Origin of the sequence: Vibrio sp. 661 (assembly GCF_033339315.1) — a bacterium.
In the GTDB taxonomy this organism is placed as follows: Bacteria; Pseudomonadota; Gammaproteobacteria; order Enterobacterales; family Vibrionaceae; genus Vibrio; species Vibrio alginolyticus.
In genome coordinates this window covers 15,375-38,033 of sequence record NZ_JAWOUJ010000022.1, presented here as the reverse complement: position 1 = coordinate 38,033, position 22,659 = coordinate 15,375, and the positions used below count along the sequence as shown (strand labels likewise).

The window sequence follows — 22,659 nt, the reverse complement described above, 5'->3', positions numbered from 1 at the left end:
AGTAATGTATGTAACCGTAAGTTCCGTTATTTGTTATAGACGGCCCATTGTATCAAGACTGAAGCGATTCGAATATCGCGATCCAGAGAAAGAAAAGTTAGAAATATGTACAAACGTTATATAGCCCAAATTATTTTTGCGTTAACCATACTATTCGCCGCACCAAGTTGGGCTGAAACGGAAGAAGCTGGACCTAAGTTGGCATACTTTACCCTAGAGCCTGATCTCACTACTAACTTTTACACCAAAGGCAAAAAGTTAGGTTATGTGCAAGTGCGCATCGACATCATGGTAATGAGTCAACAAGATTTATCAGTTGTTGAGCATCACCAACCTTTGATTCGCGATGCAGTGATTGAATTACTGGGTAAGCAAACAGAAGATACGATTAAGTCCCTTTCTGGCCGAGAAGATCTGCGCAAAACTTTAGTGACGACCCTCAACGAAACGCTTTTGCCTGAAACAGGTAAAACCATCATTGCCGATTTGTTGTTTACAAAATACCTTTATCAATAAACCCAAATCCGTTTTGAACATAAAAAAAGACCGCTCTTGAGCGGTCTTTTCATTTCATCGGCTTTAGGCTTGCTGTTGGTATTTCATCTTGCCTGAATCAAACAGCGCAATCACCATCCCCGACAGTAGCCCAACTAAGTGAGCGGTGTTTGCAATCGCCATAAATGGCTGCACAAAACCAAGAACTAACCATACCAACATAAAGACGATGATTGGCTTGGGTAGCGTAAGGCCTAAATGTGGCAAGCGGTAACCCAGTATCCACAAATAACCAAGCAGTGCATAGACCACGCCAGACAAGCCGCCGAAGTTAGCCCCTTCAACATAGAACTGGCCTGCCCCTGAAAGCGCTGCCGACACCACAAAGAGTTGCAATAGCTTACCGGAACCGAGACGACGTTCGATGTCGCCACCCAACTGCCACCACCATAGTAAGTTAAACACGATGTGAGTTACTGAAAAGTGCAGTAACGCATGACTTAGCCATCGCCACACTTGCCATTGTTGCCCCTCAAAAGCCGGGAAGTGCAACAACTTAAACACGCCATTGCCAAAGCCAAACATTTGTAACAAGTAGATGATGATACAGACTGTCATGATCAGCAAAGTCATGGGGCCAGCTTTCGCTTTGACCATGCTTATGATACTCGGGCTGGAATAATGAAATGTGCTCTTACGAGTATCGGCAACGTCCCACGAGGCGGCGCTGTATTTTGAATCAGACGGGTTAGCAAGGAACTGCTTAAGTTCGGCTTCCGCTTCTATTTCATGCTGGCTATCAGTCAGCCACAGCGCAAATTGCCCATCCCCTTCTGGCATCATTTCGATGTCAATTTGGCGAGAGGCCATATAATCAATAAAGGCTTGCGCCATACGTGGATTATTTAACGTTACCAATCTCTTCATTAACTTCTCACTATCGGTAGTTCTGCTCGATGCCAGGCTTCAAAGCCACCATCTACACTGTACACCTGTTCAAAGCCTTGGTTAACCAAATATTGCGCCGCACCTTGGCTACTAATACCGTGGTAACACATCACTAGAATAGGTTGTTCGAACTCCACTTCATCCATAAACGCAACGATCGTATCGTTAGTTAAATGATACGCGGACTCCGCATGCGCAACGGCAAACGATTGAGGGTCACGGATATCTACAAGCTTCGCATCACCCTGCTCGAGCAGCGCTTGCGCACCTTGTACATCGATATGCTTAAACTGATCCATTTACTTTCTCATTGTCTTATTAATATACCCAAGCAACCTCGAACCTAACGTACTAATCAGCACCCGTGGTACAGCATAAAATCCATATTTGAAGCTGCTTGGGTATACTGCCGCTATTGTAACCTATCCAACGGCAAACTTAGACACATGGATAATCAGGGTTTTCAAAAGTGTACACATTCCAACCATTTGTGGATAAAGCTGTGAATTGCGTTAATAAAGTGTATTTGGATCTTTTGATCCACAATATGTAGTGATGATCCTGATCTAACTGTGTGTATATCTATAACTATCCCCAGATGGAAAAGTGCTTGAATCCCTTATTTTGTCCGGGTTTCGAACAGTTGATAAATAATTACTTCACAGAGTTATACACAGGTAGCACATAAAATCCGGATCGCAAACGCTATCGATTTTCGATCAACAATAAAAAAGCCGAGATCACATGATCTCGGCCTTCTATGAAAATCTTACTTTCAATTAGCAGTGGAAATTAAAATTCACCCACGGCCAATTTTAGTTTCTTCATTGCATTTTTTTCTAGCTGGCGAATACGCTCGGCAGAAACACCGAACTCATCAGCTAAGTCTTGCAATGTTGCTTTCTCATCATCTAACCAACGAGAACGCACGATGCGCTGACTACGCTCATCCAAACTCGCTAATGCATAACCCAAGCGATTGTTGGTGTGCATTTCCCAGTTGGCGGCTTCAATATTGTCGGCCACATCAGACGATTTGTCTTCTAGGTATAGCATCGGCGCTGTGTAAGCGTTTGAGCTATCGTCTTCATCAGTTGGCATATCAAAGGTTGAATCCACCGCCGCTAAGCGTGATTCCATCTCGCGAACTTCAGAAGGCTCAACACCTAACTCGCGCGCAACGGTTTCCACTTCACCGTTGTTAAACCAACCCAAGCGCTTTTTCGACTTACGCAGGTTGAAGAACAATTTACGTTGCGCTTTAGTGGTCGCAATTTTCACGATACGCCAGTTACGTAGCACGTATTCGTGGATCTCTGCTTTGATCCAGTGGACAGCAAAAGAAACCAAGCGAACCCCTACTTCTGGATTAAAACGCTTAACGGCTTTCATTAGACCGATGTTACCCTCTTGCACAAGATCCGCCATTGGCAAACCGTAGCCAGAGTAACCACGAGCAACGTGAACAACGAATCGTAGGTGCGAAAGAATTAGACCTTTTGCAGCCTCAATCTCACCTTTATAGTGTAATCGTTCTGCCAGCTCACGCTCTTCGTCTGCAGTCAGCATTGGGTAGCTGTTTACTGAGCGAATATAGCTATCAAGGCTATCTTGCGTGACTAGAGCCATCGGATACGCTTCTTTTGTCATTCAATTCCTCATCAATCTCTGATCTGGAGCATTACATTGCAATTTAGCTTCGATATCTTGAACTCAAAATGAACAAGTTTCAAGAAGGGGAAGCAATTATCCATAAACATTTGGTCTAAGCAAGGGTTCAAAATTAGCTAGTGCTAATGAAATCCAAGTAATAAGACCGCCATCACTTAAACTGGTTCAATTTCTTTTAAATGTCGTTGCGCAGAAAAGCGCGCCGCAATACATCCCAAAAGACTCCCAATGATGATTAATAACAAAGATTCATCCCAACTTAGACCAATCAGGCGGAACTGGCTATCGTACAACGCAGCAAGGTCTTCCACCGCACTATTCATGACAATGGTCACTAAAGCCGTTACCAACCACGCAATAGTGGCACCTAACACGCCAAACCACATGCCTGTGTACAAGTAAGGGCGCAGAATAAAACTGTCCGTCGCACCGATCAGTTTCATGGTTTGAATCTCTTCTTTATTCGCCAGCACATTAAATCGCAATGTATTGCCAACGATTAAAAATACCGCACCGAGCATCAGTACTGTCAGGGTAATGACAATAATACTCGCGAGAGTTTTGATGGCATCAAGACGCGCCAGCCAGTCTTCGTCAAGTCTCACGTCGGTCACATCTTGTTGCTCTCGAACGTCTTTGGCTAATGACTGAATATCACTTTTTAGCTCCGAATCTGGCGTAATCACCAACACACCAGGTAGCGCATAGCCACTTAAAAGGCTGATAGCTTGGTCGAACCCTGCATATTGGCTTAAATCAGATAGACCTTGTTGCGGTGAAATATATTCTACCTCTTTTACCAAAGGCCAAGTTTCAATTTGATCTTTGAGAACCATCACTCGTGCATCCGGCATGCCTTCAACTAAGTAAGCACTAACTTGTGAAGGAGAAGCGACATCTTCCGCTGCCCCCGCAACGTTTTTCCCCAATAGATACAAACAAGCTGGCATGGCAAGTGCCATGGAGATGACCGCTAGAGTCAGAATGTTGCCTAGTGGTCGTTGCCATAAGGCGCTAAAAGAGGATTTAGCTTGTTTTGCGTGGACAGAGAAAAAACCATCGGTATTCGCACGCTTGGCACTGCGGCCTTTCCCCTTCTTTTGGGAGTGCTTGTTACCTGCCATAGTCTTCTACCTCACTTAGGAAGCCTTGGTTCAATTCAAAATGACGATACTGTGGGCGAGTGTTTACTAACCCCACATCGTGCGTGGCAAGTAGGATAGTCACGCCCGCACGGTTAAATTCTTCGAATAGACGCAACACACGGTTGGATAATTCTGGGTCAAGGTTACCCGTAGGCTCATCAGCCACCAGCAACGTTGGCCGATTAACCACAGCACGGGCAATACCGACGCGCTGTTGTTCACCACCAGAAAGTTGACTAGGTAGACAACGAGCTTTATCGAGTAAGCCCGTTTTATCTAACGCCGCAGAAACACGGCGTTTGATTTCGTTTTCAGAAATCGATTCGATACGCATTGGCAGAGCGACATTGTCGTACACACTGCGATCCATCAATAGGCGATGATCTTGAAAAACAATCCCAATATTGCGGCGCAAAAAAGGGATGTCTTTGCCTGGAATACGCGTGATATCGTGGCCATTAAAATGGATTTTGCCATCGGTTGGTCGCTCTATCGCGCAGATCAATTTCAGCAAGGTACTTTTACCAGCCCCGGAATGTCCGCCTAAAAACGCCATTTCACCGCGCCTCAGGTGAAAATCGACTTTTTGCAGTGCTTGTCGACCACCTCGGTAAGCTTTGCTTACTTGCTGAAATTTGATCACCGTTGATTTCCTCTAACTCTTTTTATTCTTCACGACTAAACAGTGCGTCAATAAACTCTTGAGTTTCAAATGGACGCAAGTCTTCGATACCTTCACCCACACCAATGTAACGAATTGGAATACCGAACTGATCAGCAATAGCGAAAATTACGCCGCCCTTGGCTGTACCATCCAGCTTAGTCAAAGTAATCCCGGTTAGAGGGGCAACATCACTGAAAAGTTTCGCTTGGCTAATGGCATTTTGTCCTGTACCTGCATCAAGCGTTAGCATGATCTCATGTGGTGCAGAGTCATCAATTTTCTTCATCACACGTACAATCTTACGCAGCTCTTCCATTAGGTTCGCTTTGTTCTGTAGACGACCTGCTGTATCAGCAATCACCACATCCACACCACGTGCTTTTGCCGCTTCAATCGCATCATAGATAACAGAAGCACTGTCTGCGCCAGTATGTTGAGCAATCACAGGAACATTATTACGTTCACCCCACACTTGTAGCTGCTCAACCGCTGCGGCACGGAAAGTATCGCCCGCTGCAAGCATCACTTTTTTACCTTGAGTTTGGAACTGCTTGGCAAGCTTACCGATGGTCGTGGTTTTACCCACGCCATTTACACCCACCATTAAGATAACGTAAGGCGTTTTGTTGCTATCGATTTCTAGTGGCTGCTCGACTTTAGAAAGAATCTCAGCCATTTCTTCTTTCAACAAACCATAAAGGGCTTCGCCGTCTTTTAGATCGCCACGTGTGGCTTTTTCTGTCAGGTTGTTGATGATTTTTGTTGTGGTATTCATGCCCACATCAGCAATAAGCAGTTGCTCTTCTAGCTCTTCAAATAAGTCTTCATCGATTTTCTTACCGCTGAACAGACCGAAGAAGCCAGCACCGATGTTTGCTTTTGTGCGGCTTAGGCTACGTTTGAGGCGAGCAAAAAAGCTCTCTGTTGGCTTTTCTTGTTCTTGAACGCGAGGTGCAGCAGGCACTTGAAGCTCTTCTGCTTCTGCTTCTGCTTCTGCTTCTGCTTCTGCTTCTGCTTCTGCTTCTGCTGGGGCAGCCTCCGCTTTTTTCGATTCTTCTTCAAGTTCTGGCGTTGCTTCCGATTGCTCAGCAGCCGCGTCGGTTTGCTGCTCTTCAGAAGGCCCTTCCACTGCTTCTTCTTTTACTGTTTCTTCAGTTTTTGGTTTTGGGCTTTGTTCTTCGTCACCAAAACCTAGCCACGAAAGTAATCCGCGCTTCTTTTTTTCCGTCATCTGGGGCTATCCTAGATTGTTCTTTTATCTATTAATGACTCTTTTTTGACAAGATTATTATCTGTCTAAAAAAGGCTAATGACAAAGTTCTGAAAACTTTCCGATTAGGTAATTCTAATCTTATTAGTGTTACACTCTGTCATCTTGAATATTCTGGGCTGTATCCAAGCTCCAAGCTCATTGCTTGGGCGATTAGATATAGTATCACTTTATTAGCGGTCAAAAAATCTATGGTAAGACGTCGCCAGCAAAACTCATCACAAAAAAAGCCAACAACGGGCTTTGTTCGCATTATTAGTGGCTTATGGAGAGGCAGAAAACTTCCTGTACACGATGCTGAAGGCTTACGCCCCACGACCGATCGCGTCAAAGAAACGCTGTTTAACTGGTTAGCTCAAGATGTACCACAGGCAAAATGTCTCGACTTGTTTGCTGGCTCTGGCGGCTTGGGATTTGAGTCAGCTTCGCGCCAAGCAGAGCAAGTGACCATGGTTGAGCTAAACCCACAAGCTTTCCAACAGTTACAAAAGAATGTTGCCTCTCTTAACGCGAACAACATCCAAGTGGTAAATACCGACGCACTGAGTTTTTTGAAGCAACCGGGTTCTGCTCATCATGTGGTGTTTATTGACCCACCGTTTCGCAAAGGTCTATTGGATGAGACCGTGGCTCTGCTAGAACAAAATGGCTGGCTCGCGGAAGATGCGATGATTTATATTGAAACAGAAAAAGAACTCAATATTGCCGACTTACCAGAAAACTGGCAATTACATCGAGAAAAAACAGCAGGCCAAGTGAGCTATCGTCTGTACGAACGTACCTCCGCATAACGCCTCGATTTAAAAGGATACTTAAATGAAAGCACTAATTATGCTGGCCAAAGCGGCTATCGCCTTTGTTTGGTTAGTATTAATCCTAAATATTTTTATGCCCTTTCCCGGCAATGCCGCGATTGCGCTATACATCATGACCGCTTTTTTGTTCATCATGCACGGTTTACAAATGGCCATCTTCATTGGTGCATTTGGCGACAAAATAAAAATGAGCAGTTGGGAAAAATATTCAATCCTGATTTTTGGTATTTTTGCCCTACTCGATATTCGTCGTAAACACATGATGTAATCGCTCAGATACGAAAAAGCCGCTCTTGTGAGCGGCTTTTTTCTGCGTTTCGTTCGTCACCCAATGTAACTTTTTACACCATCTAAGAACATTTGAGTGGAGATCATCACCAGTAACAAGCCCATTAAGCGTTCTACCGCCTTCAAGCCACGTTCACCCAACAAGCGATTAAAGAAGCCATAAAACATCAGTATAAAAAACGTTGCGCCCCACGCAATTACGACTGATGCTGACATTTCCAACATTTTCTCTGGATGTTGCGAAGACAGTAAAAGCAAGGCTGCAATCACTGAAGGGCCCGCGATCATAGGAATGGCCATCGGAACAATAAAGGGCTCCTCGCCTGCTGCCAGTCCAGTGATGCTGCCAGCACTCGGGAAAATCATCTTAATCGCAATAATGAAGAGAATAATGCCACCTGAAATGCTGAGCGTTTCTGGCTGGACATGCAAAAAACTTAAGATGCTTTGTCCTGCAAACAGAAACAGCATCAAGATCAGTAAGGCAAACAGTAGTTCACGAATCAATACCTTACGACGACGCTTGGGATCGATATGTTTGAGAATAGACAACACAATCGGCAAGTTACCGAGAGGGTCCATGATTAGAAACAGCATGGTCGCTGCAGAAAGAATGTCCATATTCTGGCCTCACCTAAAAAATGGCGGCCAGTGTATAGCAAACTGACAACATGAGTATATGACTGAGGGGCGAACACACCATATTCACCCTCGATCTTAGCCGCCGTTTAGTGATTGCAAACTCGCGCCATATTGACCACAAACTTACCTTCAAGCTCACGAATTTTGTCGCGCTTGAGCAAAAATGCTAGTAATGCATCTAAGTCTAGATCATTCAGTTTACAGGTGTGAAAGCGAACGCTAGCGCCAAAGTGCTGTGTGAGGGCTTCGCGATCCATTGGTGTTTCTCTAAGTAGGTTTAGCAGCTCGTGAGCATGGATTTCACTCATTATTGACTCCAGTTATCAAGAACAATGCGTTCAGTTTACTGAAATCCTCAAGAGCTGCTTTGACTTAAATTAGTAAATGATTGAGGCAACAATGAGGGCATGAGCAAAAAAGTAACTACCACTCACCCACAAATAGGCGTGTTTCATCGGTTTTCGATAACCGTGTATCGCGTATGCCAGCGCCGAATAGATGAGAACTAAGGTTCCGCTAAAGCCGATAGCATTGGCGTAACTCGGCACTTGTAACCAAACTTCACCGGCTGCCCAAGCAAGTTGAACCAGCATCATCCCCATGATCACAACAGGGAATACCAGAGAGTCGAGTTGAGGTAGCAACAAAAAGAACGCCACGATACTCGCTGCAAGCAACAGGGCCAACAGCCACCAGACAATCTCACCATTAAGCTGCACCCAAAATGACTTGCTGTAGCATACCTGGGCAACCAGATAAGCCGTAAAATAGATTAGCTTACGAGTTTTAAACGAGTGCAGCGTATCTGCCACCATAGACACAATAAGCCCACCCGCAATCCAGTAGGTATATGTTGCGGATGCACCTTGAGTTAACACCAACACAAGAAGAAGTAGCAGAGTAAAGATTTTAAACACGAGGGATTGTGTCGGGTTAGCTTGCTTTGCTCCCAACACGGAATACACACCTGATAGCCCTATCGCCAGCCAACTCCACATGCAGTATACACCTTTTACTTAAACTCGCCGCTAGTCTAGGTAGACCAGTTTTGATGTAAAGACACAATCTACGAAAGTTGGATCTCGCTAGCGATTCGAAACATTTTGTAACCCTCAGCCTACGTAATAATAAAGCCGATGAGCCTGAATGATGCCACTAAACATTGGGGCCAAGCTTTGCTCATCAGCCGAACCCATCAAATCACACGACACAATAACCAGCGCTTTCTAAAACTATTTAACTGAAAAACAGATAAGTGCTCCAGGTAAGCCGCCATTTCACAAACTGACGATTAAACCACCAGGATGTATGTAATGCAGGCAACAAGAATAAATAACAGACACAAAATAGAAAATAGTCTTAGTAGCGCTCTAAGAGAGGAGGAACTACTGATGATTAGGGGTAAAAACTAAGAAAACTGACCTTAATTCAGTAAAAAAAAACATCAGACAAGAAAAGTAAGTCAATGATAAATAAAATCATAATTTCAATAACAGATAAAAGTGCGGACTTCATAAACCATAAAATCACAAAACACTTTTGAAGCCCAGATTTTCTCATAAGGTAAGAAAATCTCACTCCATGCTTTCGATTTGACGATGTAACCTCATAGCACATTTTTTAATTTTCTCAATTTTTGAGAAATACAGACAAAATAAAGACCCAACATACCATTCGAAACAAAAAACAATTACAAAGCCAACCCCACAAACCATTTAACACTATAAAATCAAATAGTTAAAACAACAAAGGATAAAAATAAAACAATGTGAACACTTTAAATACAGGACAAAAAACATAGTTTCATTAGTCAGAATCACGTAAAACCAGACAAGTTAAGTGTGGTTTTTGAAAAGATTAACGAGCATATGTTGATCAAACCCCAAAAACAGTGCTATATTAAATTCATCGAGTTCATCAAAGATTAAGGGGTAGTGTTATGATTTCATCTTCTCAAAAACAAGGGCTGGTTATGATTGCAGTGGTTGTGGGTTTAATGACACTGCCAATGATGTACTAACCCAATGATTTAAAATAAAAAAGGACGCAAATGCGTCCTTTTTTATTTATCTGTATAGCTCTACTGAATGTGCTTAGACAAAATATCCCAGTGCATATAGTAGAAACCAAGAGCGGCCAGCGTAATCAACGTCATTAGCAAAATTGCTGTACGCCAAATAAAGCGAGAGCTTCTTGGTGTCAGCTCTTTTTCACAAGCATCACATGCCGCCATAAAGCCTTTACGATCATCCAGCTTGTAATCGTCTTCGTGCACCACTTTATTACGCACTGTCGCGATGAATCGAAGCTTTGCTATCACGTCATGCGGTAAACGTTCTTCACAACTATTAATAAGTTGGTGCAACCCTTTCCCTTCTGCATGGTACTGAGTACGCAAAAGTTTTTCGATCGTTCGGGTACGCATGACTACTTTTTCAATATCTGACATCGTAACCCTCCTTACCAGACCCTTCCTATGTTCATTATTTTTATTCTTCTATAAATTTAGAGCTTTTTCGAGCCGTTAAGTGCAATTTTACTTTCAATTTGTGCCCTTGAGCGCATATAGCCAGACAAGTGAAAGCTGCTTAGTTCAGCTTTAGTGACGTAGCTTGCAGATGAAGCAACGATTTCATCGTGCATCATTAAGATAAATCGTGAAGTGCGCCGAATAATCTCCATATCCCTTTCATTAGATTATGAATAAGTTACCTCAACTCATCGTTTCGTCAGCGAGTTCTGTAGAATGGGACCCGATAAAACATTGGAGGTTAATATGCCAATCTCACTTATTGTCGCCCTATTCGCCCTTATTGCCTTGGGCGCGTGGGTGTTTTTCCGTTTTTATAGTAAGCACTATGTGGGCGAAGACGCTCCAGAGCAAAGCGCGCAGGTAACGGTTTTAGATAAACAAGCGATAGACATACCAAACGCACCACCAGGTCAAGACGATCAAGAGTATTGGATTTACGTTCAACGTGGTTCTATCGGTCCAAAGCGTGAATTCCAAATTGGAGTGCATTACTACCATGCACTCAACCCTGGAGATAAGGGAACACTGACCTATCGCGGCAACAAGTTCCTTCACTTCGCTATCAAACGTTAAGGCAGTAACCAACGAGTCTTGGCAGAACGAGAAAAGAGATAGCTCATCGCCAAGGCTCCAGCTCCACTTAGAACGATCCAGACTGGAATCACCCACGCAGGATGTCCTGTGTACCAACCGAACTCTTTCATCGGCCATAAGAAAATAGGGTGAAGTAAGTAAATCCCCAAGCTGTGCTGACTGATCACACTGACCACTTTTTGTACTTTTGGTGATAAGCCTTCACCAAAGTAACGCCCGATCATAAAAATCATCGAAGCCGCTAGAATCACATTCAGTGTTTTATAAGAGAGCCAGCGCCCAACCGTATACTTCTCCGCCTCTAAGCTATTTGTCACAACCATCGTAAAGGTCACTGCCAACGCCACGAGTCCTAGCCCAACAAATAAGGTCACCATAGAGCGATTCAAAGGTACCTTTTGAAATAAAACATACCCCAGTGGAAGGTAACCCATATAAAGCCACATCTGATTACTCCAAGGGCCATCAATCTTGAACAAGAACAGTGTGCTGGTGAAAAGCCAAAATGCGAGATAGGTATACAAGACGTTGTCATCCACGTTGCGTACCATCCATTGAAACAGTGGAATCACAAAATACAGTGGTATAAAGTAATAGAAAAAGCCGAGATGGTAATACGTTGCGTGGAATGGGCTATTGCTTAATACCTCTTTTACGGTTTCAAAATCAAAGCCTTGAGAAGTCCAACCTGAAAGGTATGCATAAAACATCGACCAAATAAGAAATGGAACTAAAACTTTGCCCAAACGCCTTTTGATATAATACTTACCGTCAAATGGTCGAGTGTCACTGAGCATTAGCGCTCCGGTGATCAAAATAAAAACTGGCACTGCCCAGCGGGTTACGCTATTCACGCCTACCGCTGTCAGCCATTGGTCAAATGGAATCACTCCTAACTCATTTCGATACGGTGCCAAGACGTGAATGGCGATCACTGCTACCGCTGCGAAGCAGCGCAATAAATCAAAAAACAGAACCCTTTCTCTCATACCTTTCCCTACTTTGAGTCGCTTATCGTTTATAGCATAGGGTAAATCTCAACCAGTGAAATGGTTAACAATCTGTTTTTGCTTATTTTTAACTCAACAATGACCTACAACGGGGATTTCATCACCACTCTAATCACTTAACGAGAACCAAAAACCAAGCATCAGTATTCACTCTCGATGCCAAACCGACACAATCTGACTACAGCAAACGGCGCATAAGAAACAAAAATGGCTCCGATTTGGAGCCATTTATACCATCGACAGATAGCGATACTGGGGATAGTTACGCAGTAGCAACATCAGCTTTTGGCAACTTAATTGAAATCAGCGTCGTCAGTGCCAAGAAAGCAAAAGAAACCCATAAGCACGCTGCAAGACCAGCCTCTTGGTAGATCCAACCCGATAATACCGTGCCAATCAAGCGTCCCATCGCATTGGCCATGTAGTAAAAACCAACATCCAACGAGACGCCATCGCCTTTAGCGTAGCTCACTATCAAGTACGAGTGCAGCGAAGAGTTAATGGCAAACACAGCGCCAAAAATCATCAAACCTACCACAATCACCAATTCAGGCTGCCAACCGATTTGCACACCATAAGCAATACCAGCCGTAATTAACGCTAGGACTCCTGCCCACACCAATGCTGCACTACCATCAGGCACACGACCTTGCGCTTTGCCAGTAATACGCGGCGCAAAGCCTTGCACAAACCCATAAGCAATGACCCACGTAGCGAGAAAGCTACCAACCCACAAGTGATCCCAGCCAAACACGCTACCAAGATAAATAGGCAGAGCAACGACAAACCACACATCACGAGCACCAAACAAGAACATGCGTGCTGCGGATAAAATGTTTATCGATTCAGACTTGGAGAATATTTGGCGAAACTTAGGTTTACTCTTAGCTTTACCCATGTCCGCTTCTAGCCAGATCATGCTGCAAACAAACACTAATGTAAGTACACCCGCCATAATAAACATCGAGTTTTGAAAACCCACCCAAGATAGCAGCAAGCCACCAACAAAAAAGCCCGCTCCTTTGAGTGCATTCTTCGAGCCAGTTAAAATCGCTACCCATTTGTAGAGCGCCCCTTGCTGCTCGTCTGGTACTAGCGTTTTAATCGCGCTCTTAGCACTCATTTTGTTCAGATCTTTGGCAATCCCCGACAGAGCTTGCGCTGCCATCACCCAAGGAATGGTCAGCCATGCATTTGGTACTGCGAGCATCAACAACGCAAACACTTGCATCGCTAAACCAATGTTCATGGTTTTATTAAGGCCTAACCTTGCGCCCAGCCAACCACCAACCAGGTTTGTCACCACACCAAAAAATTCATAGAAAAGGAACAGTGAGGCAATAGCTAACGTGGAATAACCTAAGTCATGAAAATAGAGCACCACTAGCATACGCAGTGCGCCATCGGTCACCGTAAAGTTCCAATAGTTAAACGTCACTAACATGTACTGACGAATACTTTTGCTTAATTGAGAAATCATATTGACCTCATATGTACAGCGATAGAAGCATTTAGATCATCATGTTCTAAATGCTTCCTAACCTGTACAGCAACATTGACCAATACAATGTTACTGTGATTTTCAAAAAATGCCCCAACATCAATAAAAAGCAAAATACACCTTAAAAACAATGCATTAGTTAATATTAATGGCTTTTTTTGTAAACAGTCGTATCCTGAAGAAGCTCGAATTTAGCTTTTGGATCATAATGAACCAAAAGCTATTTAAGCTGATCAAGCGTCTTGAGCCACGCGTTCGATGTACTCAACTTGCACAGGTTTTGTAAATGCACCAGGGCGCAATGCCTGCACTTCTCGCACGATATCTTCTAACTGCCATTCCTTTTCTAGGAGTAGGTGAGCAGCGAACAAACCTGTGCGCCCCGAACCACCCATGCAATGCATCGCAACTTTGCCACCTTGAGCAAGAATCGCGTGCAGTTCCGGACTGGCTTGTTGCCACTTCGTCGCAAATTCTTCATTTGGTGCGCAGTCGTCTTCAATCTCGATCTGGAACCATTTCATACCCAGTTGCTGAGTGGCTTCACCCAATGCAGAGACATTCTTCGCAGCTAATTCACTATCATCTAATGCAGTAACGACCGCTTGAACACCCTGCTCTTTCAACTGTTCTAACGACGCATGCAAATCGACACCTTTCGTTCCTGGGCACGGTGTTAAGATTAAAGCACCGGAGTCCAAATCTAATTGCCATGTAGGATGAGACATTGTGACCCCCTTTTAAGCCAAACCAACGTTACGAACCAGCTCTGCTGTGCGCGTTGCATAACCCATTTCGTTATCGTACCAAGCGTAAATCTTAACCATACGAGAACCCACAACCATGGTTGATTGCGCATCAACGATGGTTGAACGTTGGTCGCCTTTATAATCGATAGAAACTAAAGGACGCTCTTCGAAGCCAAGGATGCCTTTCAAATCACCTTCAGATGCTTCTTTTAACAGTGCATTCACTTCTTCTGCTGTGGTATCACGCTTCACATCAAAAATGATGTCTGTTAACGATGCGTTTGCTAGAGGCACGCGAACCGCATGACCATTAATTTTGTCTTTTAATTCTGGGAAAATTTCGACAATCGCCTTCGCGCTACCCGTCGTGGTCGGGATAAGGCTCATGCCACATGCTCTTGCACGGCGTAGATCTTTGTGTGGCGCATCCAAAATAGTTTGCGTATTCGTCAGGTCGTGAATGGTCGTAAAAGAAGATTGTTCGATACCCAATTTCTCATGAATGACTTTAACCACAGGTGCGATACAGTTAGTCGTACACGAAGCTGCTGTCACGATACGATGTTTTTCAGGGTCGAAAATATGGTCGTTCACGCCCACCACAATGTTCGCGATACCTTCTTCTTTCACAGGTGCGCTTACCACGACACGTTTCACGCCTTGCTCTAGGTATTTGTTTAGGAATGATGTTTTGCGATGTACGCCTGTCGCTTCAATCACAACATCACAATCAGACCAGTTCACCGCATCGATATCGCGTTGTTGAGTCGTGGCGACACGCTTGCTGTTGATGACGAGCTCACTGCCTTCGACCTGAACTCCATGATGCCAACGACCTTGCACTGAATCGAATTCTAATAAGTGACCAAGCGTAGCGGCGTCACCTGCGACATCGTTGATTAACACAAACTCCAATTCTGGCCAATCAAATGCCGCTCGCAGCGCTAAGCGACCAATTCGGCCAAAGCCATTAATTCCTACTTTAATTGTCATAGTTTTACCCTCTAATCTTCTACCTTGAATCTCTATTCGCTGTTAACAGCAAGCCTCACGACTTTTATCGTGTAAGCGTGTGATGTCGTCTTGGTATTCCTGCTTCAAACAGTTTGATGCCACTAAGTCTTCAATTAACTTTCGCATCCAACCTGGTAATTGCTGTGATAACTCGTAATACACCCATTGCCCTTGGCGTTTATCCACCAAGATGCCACTGGACCGTAACTGAGCAAGATGACGAGAAACTTTCGGCTGGCTCTCTTGCAGAGCAAACGCCAAATCACCAACGCAAGTTTCACCTTCACGGGCCACGAGCATTAAACAACGTACGCGTGTTTCATCGGATAACAGCTTAAAAAACTGATGTGGAAGCATAATGAACATACCTATATATGGATATGCGTATATGTTTATTTAATTAAGATATATCGTCAAGAGGAAACCGCCCATCGTCATAAAAGTTTCACATCTAACGAACAGCTTGATTGTAAAGAGAGAGATTCAAAGAGATAAAAGATAAGACCAGAAATTATGCAGTCGCGATGCTTTGACTCCAGCGAACCGCTTCACCTAAGGAGAGCTTCACTTCCTCTAAAGGCAACCCCAATTGCATCGTGATTTTTTCAACCCCTGACCAATCGGCACGCTCGTAGCACTCTTCAAGGGAAATAAGTGCACCATAAACCCCTTTGCGATGTAATAGCGCTTGTTGTACTGAATGACTAAGCGGTAACTGCCTAACTAAAGATTCCACCGAAAGATCCAGCAACGCATCTAGAATCGACAGCAAACCAACCATGAAACCTTGTTCGTTGAGATGAGAGAATGGCTGATAGCGCGACATCAATTGGCAAAATTGAGCTCGTTGCAATGAAAGGTGATACAGCTCTCGAGGCTTGTTACTGGAGATATACGATGCCACAACCAAAGAGACAAACTGCTTAAGGTTATCCTGGCCAAGATAAATCAATGCCTGACGAAAAGAGCTGATTTCGACAGCCAAATTCGGCGCTTGCGTATTTACAAAACGCAATAATTTATATGACAACGCGACATCTTGCGTAATGATGGACTCGATACGAGTAAAGTCAGGCTCAGGAGCACAAACTTCACGAAACAGTTGCAATGCCAACACTTGCTCAGGACTGACGTATTTAGTCTGCGAGACGAGTGGCTTGCTAAAAAAATAACCTTGGAAAAATTTAAAGCCAGCCGCTTTCGCTTGCTCAAACTCTTCTGCGGTTTCAACACGTTCTGCTAAAAAGTGGTATTTGACGCGTTTGGCCAGGTGTGTTTTGACCAGTTCACAGGCCTTTTCGAGCCCCATCGCCATAATGTCGAGCTTCACAATATGCACATATGGCAAAAAACGACGCCATTCTGGTGTTAGGGTGAAGTCATCCAAAGCGATCAAGTAACCTTCTCGATAAAACTCACGAATCGCATCAAGAAGCTCATCCGTAGGTTGGCACGTTTCCAACACTTCGATGACAATTTTGTTTTTCGGCAAACTGCGCGGCAAACGTCGCACCAAGCTTTGATGAGGAAAGTTAATAAAGCATCTTGAAGAGGCAATCACTGGGTTAGTACCCAGTGATAGGAAGTTTTCGACGATCAGTCGGTATGTCGCTCGATTTGAATCAATATGTGAAGGGTATGCGTTACTCTCCCCGTCTCGAAACAACAATTCATAACCCAGCGTCTGTCTTTTTCGGTTAAAGATCGGCTGGCGAGCGACATACGTTGTATTCATGCTAAAGAAGGACCTATAAATGGCTTATGACTTTGCAGCTGCTAATAATGCACCACAACCCATGAACATTGAACCGAATACTTTGTTTATTTTTCCCATGATTTTATCGGAGCGAATAAAGCGTCCCATTTGTGCTGCCAAGCTCGTGTAACCCAACATTACACACGCATCAATCACGACCGTAGTGACGCCAAGCACCAAAAGTTGCGTGATTTGGTCTTTTGCCGGGTCAATAAACTGCGGGAACAACGCCACCAGAAAAACAATCGATTTAGGGTTGGTGAGGTTAATTAACACTGCCTTGTACAACAGCGCCGTGCCTGACATCTCGTTGTGGTTTTCAGCTGCGACTAAGCTTGATGTATCGCGCCATTTCTGAATCCCCAACCAAACCAGATAAGCGGCACCAACCCATTTAATGACAGAAAATGCGGTTGCTGACTGCGCGACAAGCGCACCAATACCCGCCCCCACCAGCGCGATGTGGATAACTAAACCAATTTGTAAGCCAATAATGGCACCCAGTGATTTACGGGTACCGTAACTCAAACCATTACTGATTGAGTTCACCGTGCCAGAGCCCGGAGCCAAACTAAAAACGATTGCTGTTACTACATAAGCTAACCAGACATGGGTATCCATTGCATTTCCTCACTAATTCTTCGATGATACATCGCGTAAACAACGTATCTTCAGGTAATCAACTAATGGCGACTAACCATTCACCTTTGACTTATACTCAAGAGACATTATTTGAGCAAGCAATTGGTGGTCCGATCGCAGCACTTTGGCAAACTCGCCAAGAGGGCTTTGTTAAAGGGACTGAGAAAAAGAACATTTACTGGTGCAAGCTAACCAACCCAGAGCATAAAAAAGCCGTGCTCATCGTAAATGGACGCATTGAGTCTTCCTGGAAATACCAAGAGCTGTTTTACGATCTCTACCGCCAAGGTTTCGATGTCTATTCCTTTGACCACCGCGGACAAGGTTTATCAGATCGTTTATTATCTGACTCAGATATGGGTCACGTCTATGACTTTACTGATTATATTGATGATATGGACATCGTCGTAAAAAAACACGACCTTAGCGAATATCAACAATGCTTCATCATCGCGCACTCTATGGGCGGCGCGATCGCCACACGTTACCTGCAAACTCACCCAGAACACCCTTTTACTGGTTTGATTCTAAGTGCGCCCATGTTTGGCATTAACCTGCCATGGTACCTATCACCAATAGCGATTCCGGTCACACAAATTATGTCAGCGGTATCGACTTTGCCACGCTATGCACCAGGACATCAGGCCTACTTCCCTAAGCCCTTTGAAGATAACCCACTTAGCCAAAGTTACGGCCGCTACCAATGGTTCCGAAACCTATATACGGAAAAACCGGAACTGCAAGTCGGTGGGCCAAGCACTCGCTGGGTTTGGCAAGGGCTCATGGCCGCTAAGCAGTGCTTTTTATTAACTCGCCAAGTCAAAATACCAGTAATCCTAATCCAAGCCGGAAACGATCGGATTGTTAGCAACCTCGCGCAAAAGCGTTTTATTGATAAATTGCGGAAAACCAACCCGCACGCGGAGCTGCTTTCCATCGAAGGCGCACAGCATGAAATCTTATTCGAGACCGACAAGTATCGTAATCAAGCGCTCGATGCGATTTTCCGCTTTATGAATGACCCTAAATCGCCATCAAACGAACAAGCACAATAAGAACTCTAGGCGACCATTTCACGACTAAGATTAAAGAGGAAATGTCTACACATCGATTTACCCTCTTTTTCATCCTCATTTTGGCGTACACTGCTTGAACTTGGCTACTTTGACACAGTGTTTAACCGCATAGTGCTACGGGCCCAAGTTCCCCCGCATTCGGAGCAGTACGATCTAGTCAGTCTGCTGTACTCCGTTTGCAATTCACCTGTTCCACACTATCCAAACCGTTTACGAGGACTTCATGAGCACATCGCTACCTTGCAAAGAGATCACCAAAATCGTTGCCTCTGATCTGGATGGCACGTTACTCGCACCAAACCATCAGCTCAGTGCTTACTCAAAAGAGACGCTAAAAGCGCTACATGAAAAGGGTTATACCTTTGTCTTTGCAACCGGCCGTCACCACGTAGACGTTGCGAGCATCCGTCGCCAAGTTGGCATTCCAGCTTACATGATCACGTCGAATGGTGCCCGAGTGCATGACCAGGAAGATCAGCTAATGTACAGCGAGAATGTCCCTGCGGAACTGGTACAAGGCGTGATCGACACGATCAAACATGATCAAGAAATACTTATTCACATGTATCAAAATGATAGCTGGTTGATGAACAAGGATGATGAAACGTTACGTGACTTCCACGATGAATTCACTTACGTCTTATTTGATGAAGACCACGCCCCAACTGACGGTATTGCGAAAGTTTTCTTCACGCATCCAGGAGAAGACCACGAACGTTTGGTCGTATTTGAAAACAAACTACGTGAGCAGTTTGGTGATAAGCTGAACATCGCATTTTCAACGCCTTGGTGTTTGGAAGTAATGAACGCTGGCGTGTCTAAAGGTCATGCTCTTGAAGCGGTAGCGAAAAAACTCGACCTCACGTTAGAAAACTGCGTAGCATTTGGTGATGGCATGAATGACGTAGAAATGCTGTCGATGGCAGGTAAAGGGCTAGTTATGGGTACATCACACGAAAAAGTGATGAAAGCTCTACCAAATAATGAAGTAATTGGCAGCAATGCAGAAGATGCGGTTGCACACTACCTACAAGAACACTTGCTGTAAGCTTCAATACTCCAAATAATGAAGGGCTGCACATTCGCAGCCCTTCTCTTTTATCGCTGACTTGGCAGCTTCTCTTTGCCAAGAATCGCGTCCCATTCTTCTTCTGTCACGGGCATAATCGACAAGCGATTTCCACGTTTCACCAACGGCATGTTCTCAAGTTCTGGCATCGCTTTCATCACCGACAACGGAATCACTCGCGCCGTTTTACGTACAAACTCGACATCCACCATAATCCAACGCGGGTTGTCTGGGTCTGACTTTGGATCGTAGTAATCGCTTTCGGGATCGAATTGGAAATGATCGGGATAGGCTTCTCTCACAACTTTAGCAATACCTGCCACGCCAACATGTTTACAGGAAGAGTGGTAAATCAGAACTAAATCGCCCACCTTCACTTGGTCACGCATCATATTGCGCGCCTGATAATTACGAACTCCCTCCCAACATGAAACCTTTTGGGTTCGAAGCGTGTCAATAGAAAAGGTATCTGGTTCAGTTTTAAATAACCAATATGCCATAATGCCATCCGATGCCGATTGAGTAACAATAATGAGGAAGATATAACATGAAGGCTTTGAAAAACCCAGTGGCGCTTGCCACCCTGCTGGTTCTGCAAGCATGTAGTTCACAGCCGCCACAATCTGGTGCTGCTGACCCAACCTCTCCACCAGCAACCTTAGATAAGCCTGAAACCATTCAACCTCAAACTTTTATGCTGCGCGGAAAAGTGATCGTCGGTCACGAGAGCCAATACATCATGCCTTGTGGCAGCGACAAGCAATATTGGTTGCAACTATCACCACAGCAAATGCAACGAGCAATTCAGTTAAATAACGAGCCTTACCAGACTATGTATGGCGAGGTTATCGGCCACCTCAACCCACCGGGCATCGATGGGTTTTCTGCTGATTTCGATGCTAACTTTGTCGTGGAACAAGTGAACTTCCTCACAACGGAAAACCCAAACCGTTGTCAGCAACCAAACAAACCAACTCGCGTGTTTGGTAATGAGCCTTCTTGGTCGGCAAGCTTTGAGGCTAATGGACTAACATTCCAGCAAATCGGCAAACAAACCACAAAATTAGCGATTAACAGCAGTCAGCTTCAACCTCGCCAGCGCACTTATCAACTGCAAGGTGGTGAGCTTCGCTTAACAGAAAACCTCTGCTCAGACACAATGAGCGATTCTTTATATGGCTGGAAAGCAACACTAAAACATGATGGCGAGACGTATCAAGGTTGTGGTATGGCTGCAAACGTCGATGCAACGCTTGGCTGGGCTAATACCTATGTCGCGACCTCAACCCAATCACAAGGCTTTGAAGTACAAATGACCTTAAACCCAGACCACAGCGCCACAACAAAATACCGTTACGCCAATGGACAAGCACCATTAATCGAGCGTGGTTACTGGCAACAGTTAAGTCCGTCTCAGGTTCAAGTTGTCATGACGCATCATCAACAGCAAAGGCTAATGTCAGAGCGACTGTTTACTCGAGAAGGCAATCAGCTCAAAGCGACCAAAGAAAAAGTCGGTAACTTGGTATACCCAATCGCCGATGGTGGTTTAGTCCTTTATCCTGCCACCGTTCGTGATGAAGGCATCATGCAACCAGCCGAAAAACGCACCAACAACCCCATCGGTAGTGCTGACGTACCTTCTAGTGCAGAGTTTGATTCAAAAGTAGATGCCGCGGTGCGCAACTACTTCTTTATCCATCAAACCAACCCCAACAATAACCAATACCGTTGGCTAACTTACGACCTCAACAGCGATGGTAACGAAGAGCTATTGGTACAGTTGGATTGGTGTGGTTCCGGTGGCTGTACATTGCTAATATTTGAACATCACGAAAAGGAATGGCGATTTAATAGCCGCATTACACTAGTGCAAAGCCCGATTATGCTCGGCCAACAAACCTCTCATGGTTGGCGAGATCTGATTTTTAATGTCAGCGGTGGCGGAGCTAAAGCGGCTCAACACGTGATGCAATACACTGGGGTTAGCTACCCACTCAACCCAAGCATGGCGCCAACGGCAACGCCGAACCAAGTCAGTGGCGTGCGTCTGTTCTCTGATGGGGTAAGCCCGGTGCGAGAAGGAGTTCGTCTGTAATGTCACAACCGTGTCCAACCTGCGGTTTTCAATTCAATTGTATGTGCTCGCTAATGCCGAAACTTAACAGTGAGCACAACATCCTGCTGTTAATGCATCCGAATGAACTGAAGCGTGATACTAATACCGGCCAGCTACTAGAGCAGTGCCAACTCAACATTGAGCGAGTAATCTGGGATCGCAAACAGCCACCAGCAGAATCGCTCACTCTATTAGCTGATCCGTCGCGGTATCCGGTGTTGCTCTTCCCCTGTGAAGAAAGTATCACACTCGAACATGTGGTACTCCAAAGCCAGCAACAAACCAAAACTCCGCTGTTTATTATTTTAGATGCCACCTGGCAAGAGGCGCGCAAGATGATCAATAAGAGCCGTTGGTTAGAAGGTATCCCTACGATGGGATTGTCTGCGTCGGCGGACTCACAATATCAGCTTCGACGCAACCAACAACAAGGTAATTTGTGTACGTTTGAAGTCGCTGCACATTTGCTCGGGCAACTTGGAGAACAAAACAACCAACAACAAATGCAGCGCTTTTTTGCCCATTACCTCGCTCTGTTCCAAGCTGAAAAGAGTGGACACGCTCTTAAGCGTTAACCATTAAGCTCAGTAGAAGAACCAAACAAAAAACGCAGCCTACGCTGCGTTTTTTACGACAAGAAGTTTCACGTGAAACATCA

Annotated in this window: 27 protein-coding genes; 8 read left to right on the top strand and 19 right to left on the bottom strand. The window is 44.7% G+C overall.

What is annotated here, in order from left to right:
* The first annotated feature begins 105 nt into the window (after nucleotides 1-105).
* Nucleotides 106-516 (top strand): flagellar basal body-associated protein FliL, encoded by a 411-nt coding sequence (locus R7P69_RS22375; protein WP_005378687.1) that lies wholly within the window; start codon nucleotides 106-108, stop codon nucleotides 514-516.
* A gap of 63 nt (nucleotides 517-579) precedes the next feature.
* Here the strand turns inward: R7P69_RS22375 and glpG are convergent, their stop codons facing one another.
* From glpG to ftsY, 6 genes are all read right to left on the bottom strand, one after another.
* Complete coding sequence (glpG, locus tag R7P69_RS22370; RefSeq protein WP_238952147.1) at nucleotides 580-1,422, bottom strand: rhomboid family intramembrane serine protease GlpG; 843 nt, start codon at nucleotides 1,420-1,422, stop codon at nucleotides 580-582.
* Entirely contained in the window at nucleotides 1,422-1,742 is a 321-nt protein-coding gene (gene glpE, locus R7P69_RS22365) for a thiosulfate sulfurtransferase GlpE (RefSeq protein ID WP_005378691.1), read from the bottom strand. Before glpE ends, glpG begins: the two co-directional genes overlap by 1 nt.
* Nucleotides 1,743-2,235: 493 nt before the next feature.
* The gene (gene rpoH, locus R7P69_RS22360; RefSeq protein WP_238952148.1) at nucleotides 2,236-3,093 is read right to left on the bottom strand and encodes an RNA polymerase sigma factor RpoH; all 858 of its coding nucleotides are present in this window, start codon (nucleotides 3,091-3,093) and stop codon (nucleotides 2,236-2,238) included.
* A gap of 176 nt (nucleotides 3,094-3,269) precedes the next feature.
* The gene (gene ftsX, locus R7P69_RS22355) at nucleotides 3,270-4,238 is read right to left on the bottom strand and encodes a permease-like cell division protein FtsX (protein ID WP_005378695.1); all 969 of its coding nucleotides are present in this window, start codon (nucleotides 4,236-4,238) and stop codon (nucleotides 3,270-3,272) included.
* Nucleotides 4,228-4,902: a cell division ATP-binding protein FtsE gene (gene ftsE, locus R7P69_RS22350; protein ID WP_005378697.1), complete on the bottom strand. Its 675-nt coding sequence runs from the start codon at nucleotides 4,900-4,902 to the stop codon at nucleotides 4,228-4,230. Before ftsE ends, ftsX begins: the two co-directional genes overlap by 11 nt.
* 22 nt (nucleotides 4,903-4,924) lie before the next feature.
* Complete coding sequence (gene ftsY / locus R7P69_RS22345) at nucleotides 4,925-6,154, bottom strand: signal recognition particle-docking protein FtsY (RefSeq protein WP_258483995.1); 1,230 nt, start codon at nucleotides 6,152-6,154, stop codon at nucleotides 4,925-4,927.
* Nucleotides 6,155-6,384: 230 nt separating this feature from the next.
* On the opposite strand from ftsY, the gene rsmD reads away from it, so the two are divergent.
* Both rsmD and R7P69_RS22335 read left to right on the top strand, forming a co-directional pair.
* Entirely contained in the window at nucleotides 6,385-6,984 is a 600-nt protein-coding gene (gene rsmD / locus R7P69_RS22340; protein WP_005378702.1) for a 16S rRNA (guanine(966)-N(2))-methyltransferase RsmD, read from the top strand.
* A gap of 25 nt (nucleotides 6,985-7,009) precedes the next feature.
* Nucleotides 7,010-7,276 (top strand): DUF1145 domain-containing protein, encoded by a 267-nt coding sequence (locus R7P69_RS22335; RefSeq protein WP_005378704.1) that lies wholly within the window; start codon nucleotides 7,010-7,012, stop codon nucleotides 7,274-7,276.
* 56 nt (nucleotides 7,277-7,332) lie between these two features.
* Here R7P69_RS22335 and R7P69_RS22330 read toward each other — a convergent pair whose 3' ends face one another.
* The 5 genes from R7P69_RS22330 to R7P69_RS22310 form a co-directional block, all read right to left on the bottom strand.
* Nucleotides 7,333-7,917, bottom strand: coding sequence for a YhgN family NAAT transporter (locus tag R7P69_RS22330; RefSeq protein ID WP_005389671.1), 585 nt, complete (start codon nucleotides 7,915-7,917; stop codon nucleotides 7,333-7,335).
* Between the two features lie 107 nt (nucleotides 7,918-8,024).
* Complete coding sequence (locus tag R7P69_RS22325; RefSeq protein ID WP_005378711.1) at nucleotides 8,025-8,246, bottom strand: YecH family metal-binding protein; 222 nt, start codon at nucleotides 8,244-8,246, stop codon at nucleotides 8,025-8,027.
* Between the two features lie 69 nt (nucleotides 8,247-8,315).
* Nucleotides 8,316-8,936, bottom strand: a complete 621-nt coding sequence (locus R7P69_RS22320) for a lysoplasmalogenase (protein WP_005389670.1) — start codon at nucleotides 8,934-8,936, stop codon at nucleotides 8,316-8,318.
* 1,082 nt (nucleotides 8,937-10,018) lie between these two features.
* Nucleotides 10,019-10,387: a hypothetical protein gene (locus R7P69_RS22315; RefSeq protein ID WP_005378717.1), complete on the bottom strand. Its 369-nt coding sequence runs from the start codon at nucleotides 10,385-10,387 to the stop codon at nucleotides 10,019-10,021.
* 56 nt (nucleotides 10,388-10,443) lie between these two features.
* Nucleotides 10,444-10,620: a hypothetical protein gene (locus tag R7P69_RS22310; RefSeq protein WP_167415536.1), complete on the bottom strand. Its 177-nt coding sequence runs from the start codon at nucleotides 10,618-10,620 to the stop codon at nucleotides 10,444-10,446.
* Between the two features lie 94 nt (nucleotides 10,621-10,714).
* Between R7P69_RS22310 and R7P69_RS22305 the strand changes: the two genes are divergently transcribed.
* Entirely contained in the window at nucleotides 10,715-11,044 is a 330-nt protein-coding gene (locus R7P69_RS22305; protein ID WP_005389668.1) for a DUF2500 domain-containing protein, read from the top strand.
* On the opposite strand, the gene R7P69_RS22300 is transcribed toward R7P69_RS22305, so the two are convergent.
* The 7 genes from R7P69_RS22300 to rhtB all read right to left on the bottom strand — a co-directional run bounded on the left by R7P69_RS22300 (nucleotide 11,041) and on the right by rhtB (nucleotide 17,716).
* Complete coding sequence (locus R7P69_RS22300; RefSeq protein ID WP_017636080.1) at nucleotides 11,041-12,054, bottom strand: acyltransferase; 1,014 nt, start codon at nucleotides 12,052-12,054, stop codon at nucleotides 11,041-11,043. The genes R7P69_RS22305 and R7P69_RS22300 overlap by 4 nt on opposite strands.
* A gap of 283 nt (nucleotides 12,055-12,337) precedes the next feature.
* A complete protein-coding gene (gene arsJ, locus R7P69_RS22295; RefSeq protein WP_017636081.1) occupies nucleotides 12,338-13,555 on the bottom strand; it encodes an organoarsenical effux MFS transporter ArsJ in 1,218 nt (405 codons plus the stop codon).
* Between the two features lie 254 nt (nucleotides 13,556-13,809).
* Nucleotides 13,810-14,304: a cyclin-dependent kinase inhibitor 3 family protein gene (locus R7P69_RS22290; RefSeq protein WP_005383629.1), complete on the bottom strand. Its 495-nt coding sequence runs from the start codon at nucleotides 14,302-14,304 to the stop codon at nucleotides 13,810-13,812.
* Between the two features lie 12 nt (nucleotides 14,305-14,316).
* The gene (locus R7P69_RS22285; protein WP_213870837.1) at nucleotides 14,317-15,318 is read right to left on the bottom strand and encodes an ArsJ-associated glyceraldehyde-3-phosphate dehydrogenase; all 1,002 of its coding nucleotides are present in this window, start codon (nucleotides 15,316-15,318) and stop codon (nucleotides 14,317-14,319) included.
* Nucleotides 15,319-15,360: 42 nt separating this feature from the next.
* Nucleotides 15,361-15,696 (bottom strand): metalloregulator ArsR/SmtB family transcription factor, encoded by a 336-nt coding sequence (locus tag R7P69_RS22280; protein ID WP_005378730.1) that lies wholly within the window; start codon nucleotides 15,694-15,696, stop codon nucleotides 15,361-15,363.
* A gap of 154 nt (nucleotides 15,697-15,850) precedes the next feature.
* A complete protein-coding gene (locus R7P69_RS22275; protein ID WP_053304474.1) occupies nucleotides 15,851-17,074 on the bottom strand; it encodes an EAL and HDOD domain-containing protein in 1,224 nt (407 codons plus the stop codon).
* 24 nt (nucleotides 17,075-17,098) lie between these two features.
* On the bottom strand, nucleotides 17,099-17,716 hold the full coding sequence (rhtB, locus tag R7P69_RS22270; protein ID WP_005378732.1) for a homoserine/homoserine lactone efflux protein: 618 nt from the start codon (nucleotides 17,714-17,716) through the stop codon (nucleotides 17,099-17,101).
* 65 nt (nucleotides 17,717-17,781) lie between these two features.
* Between rhtB and R7P69_RS22265 the strand changes: the two genes are divergently transcribed.
* Nucleotides 17,782-18,792: an alpha/beta fold hydrolase gene (locus R7P69_RS22265; protein ID WP_005378733.1), complete on the top strand. Its 1,011-nt coding sequence runs from the start codon at nucleotides 17,782-17,784 to the stop codon at nucleotides 18,790-18,792.
* A gap of 244 nt (nucleotides 18,793-19,036) precedes the next feature.
* Nucleotides 19,037-19,861, top strand: a complete 825-nt coding sequence (locus R7P69_RS22260; protein ID WP_238952149.1) for a Cof-type HAD-IIB family hydrolase — start codon at nucleotides 19,037-19,039, stop codon at nucleotides 19,859-19,861.
* 50 nt (nucleotides 19,862-19,911) lie between these two features.
* Here the strand turns inward: R7P69_RS22260 and R7P69_RS22255 are convergent, their stop codons facing one another.
* A complete protein-coding gene (locus tag R7P69_RS22255) occupies nucleotides 19,912-20,382 on the bottom strand; it encodes an EVE domain-containing protein (protein WP_005378735.1) in 471 nt (156 codons plus the stop codon).
* 47 nt (nucleotides 20,383-20,429) lie between these two features.
* On the opposite strand from R7P69_RS22255, the gene R7P69_RS22250 reads away from it, so the two are divergent.
* Together R7P69_RS22250 and R7P69_RS22245 are read left to right on the top strand one after the other, a co-directional pair.
* On the top strand, nucleotides 20,430-21,980 hold the full coding sequence (locus tag R7P69_RS22250; RefSeq protein WP_065274951.1) for a COG3650 family protein: 1,551 nt from the start codon (nucleotides 20,430-20,432) through the stop codon (nucleotides 21,978-21,980).
* Nucleotides 21,980-22,576, top strand: coding sequence for a tRNA-uridine aminocarboxypropyltransferase (locus tag R7P69_RS22245; protein ID WP_238952150.1), 597 nt, complete (start codon nucleotides 21,980-21,982; stop codon nucleotides 22,574-22,576). The genes R7P69_RS22250 and R7P69_RS22245 overlap by 1 nt, the downstream gene beginning before the upstream one ends.
* Nucleotides 22,577-22,659 lie beyond the last annotated feature (83 nt).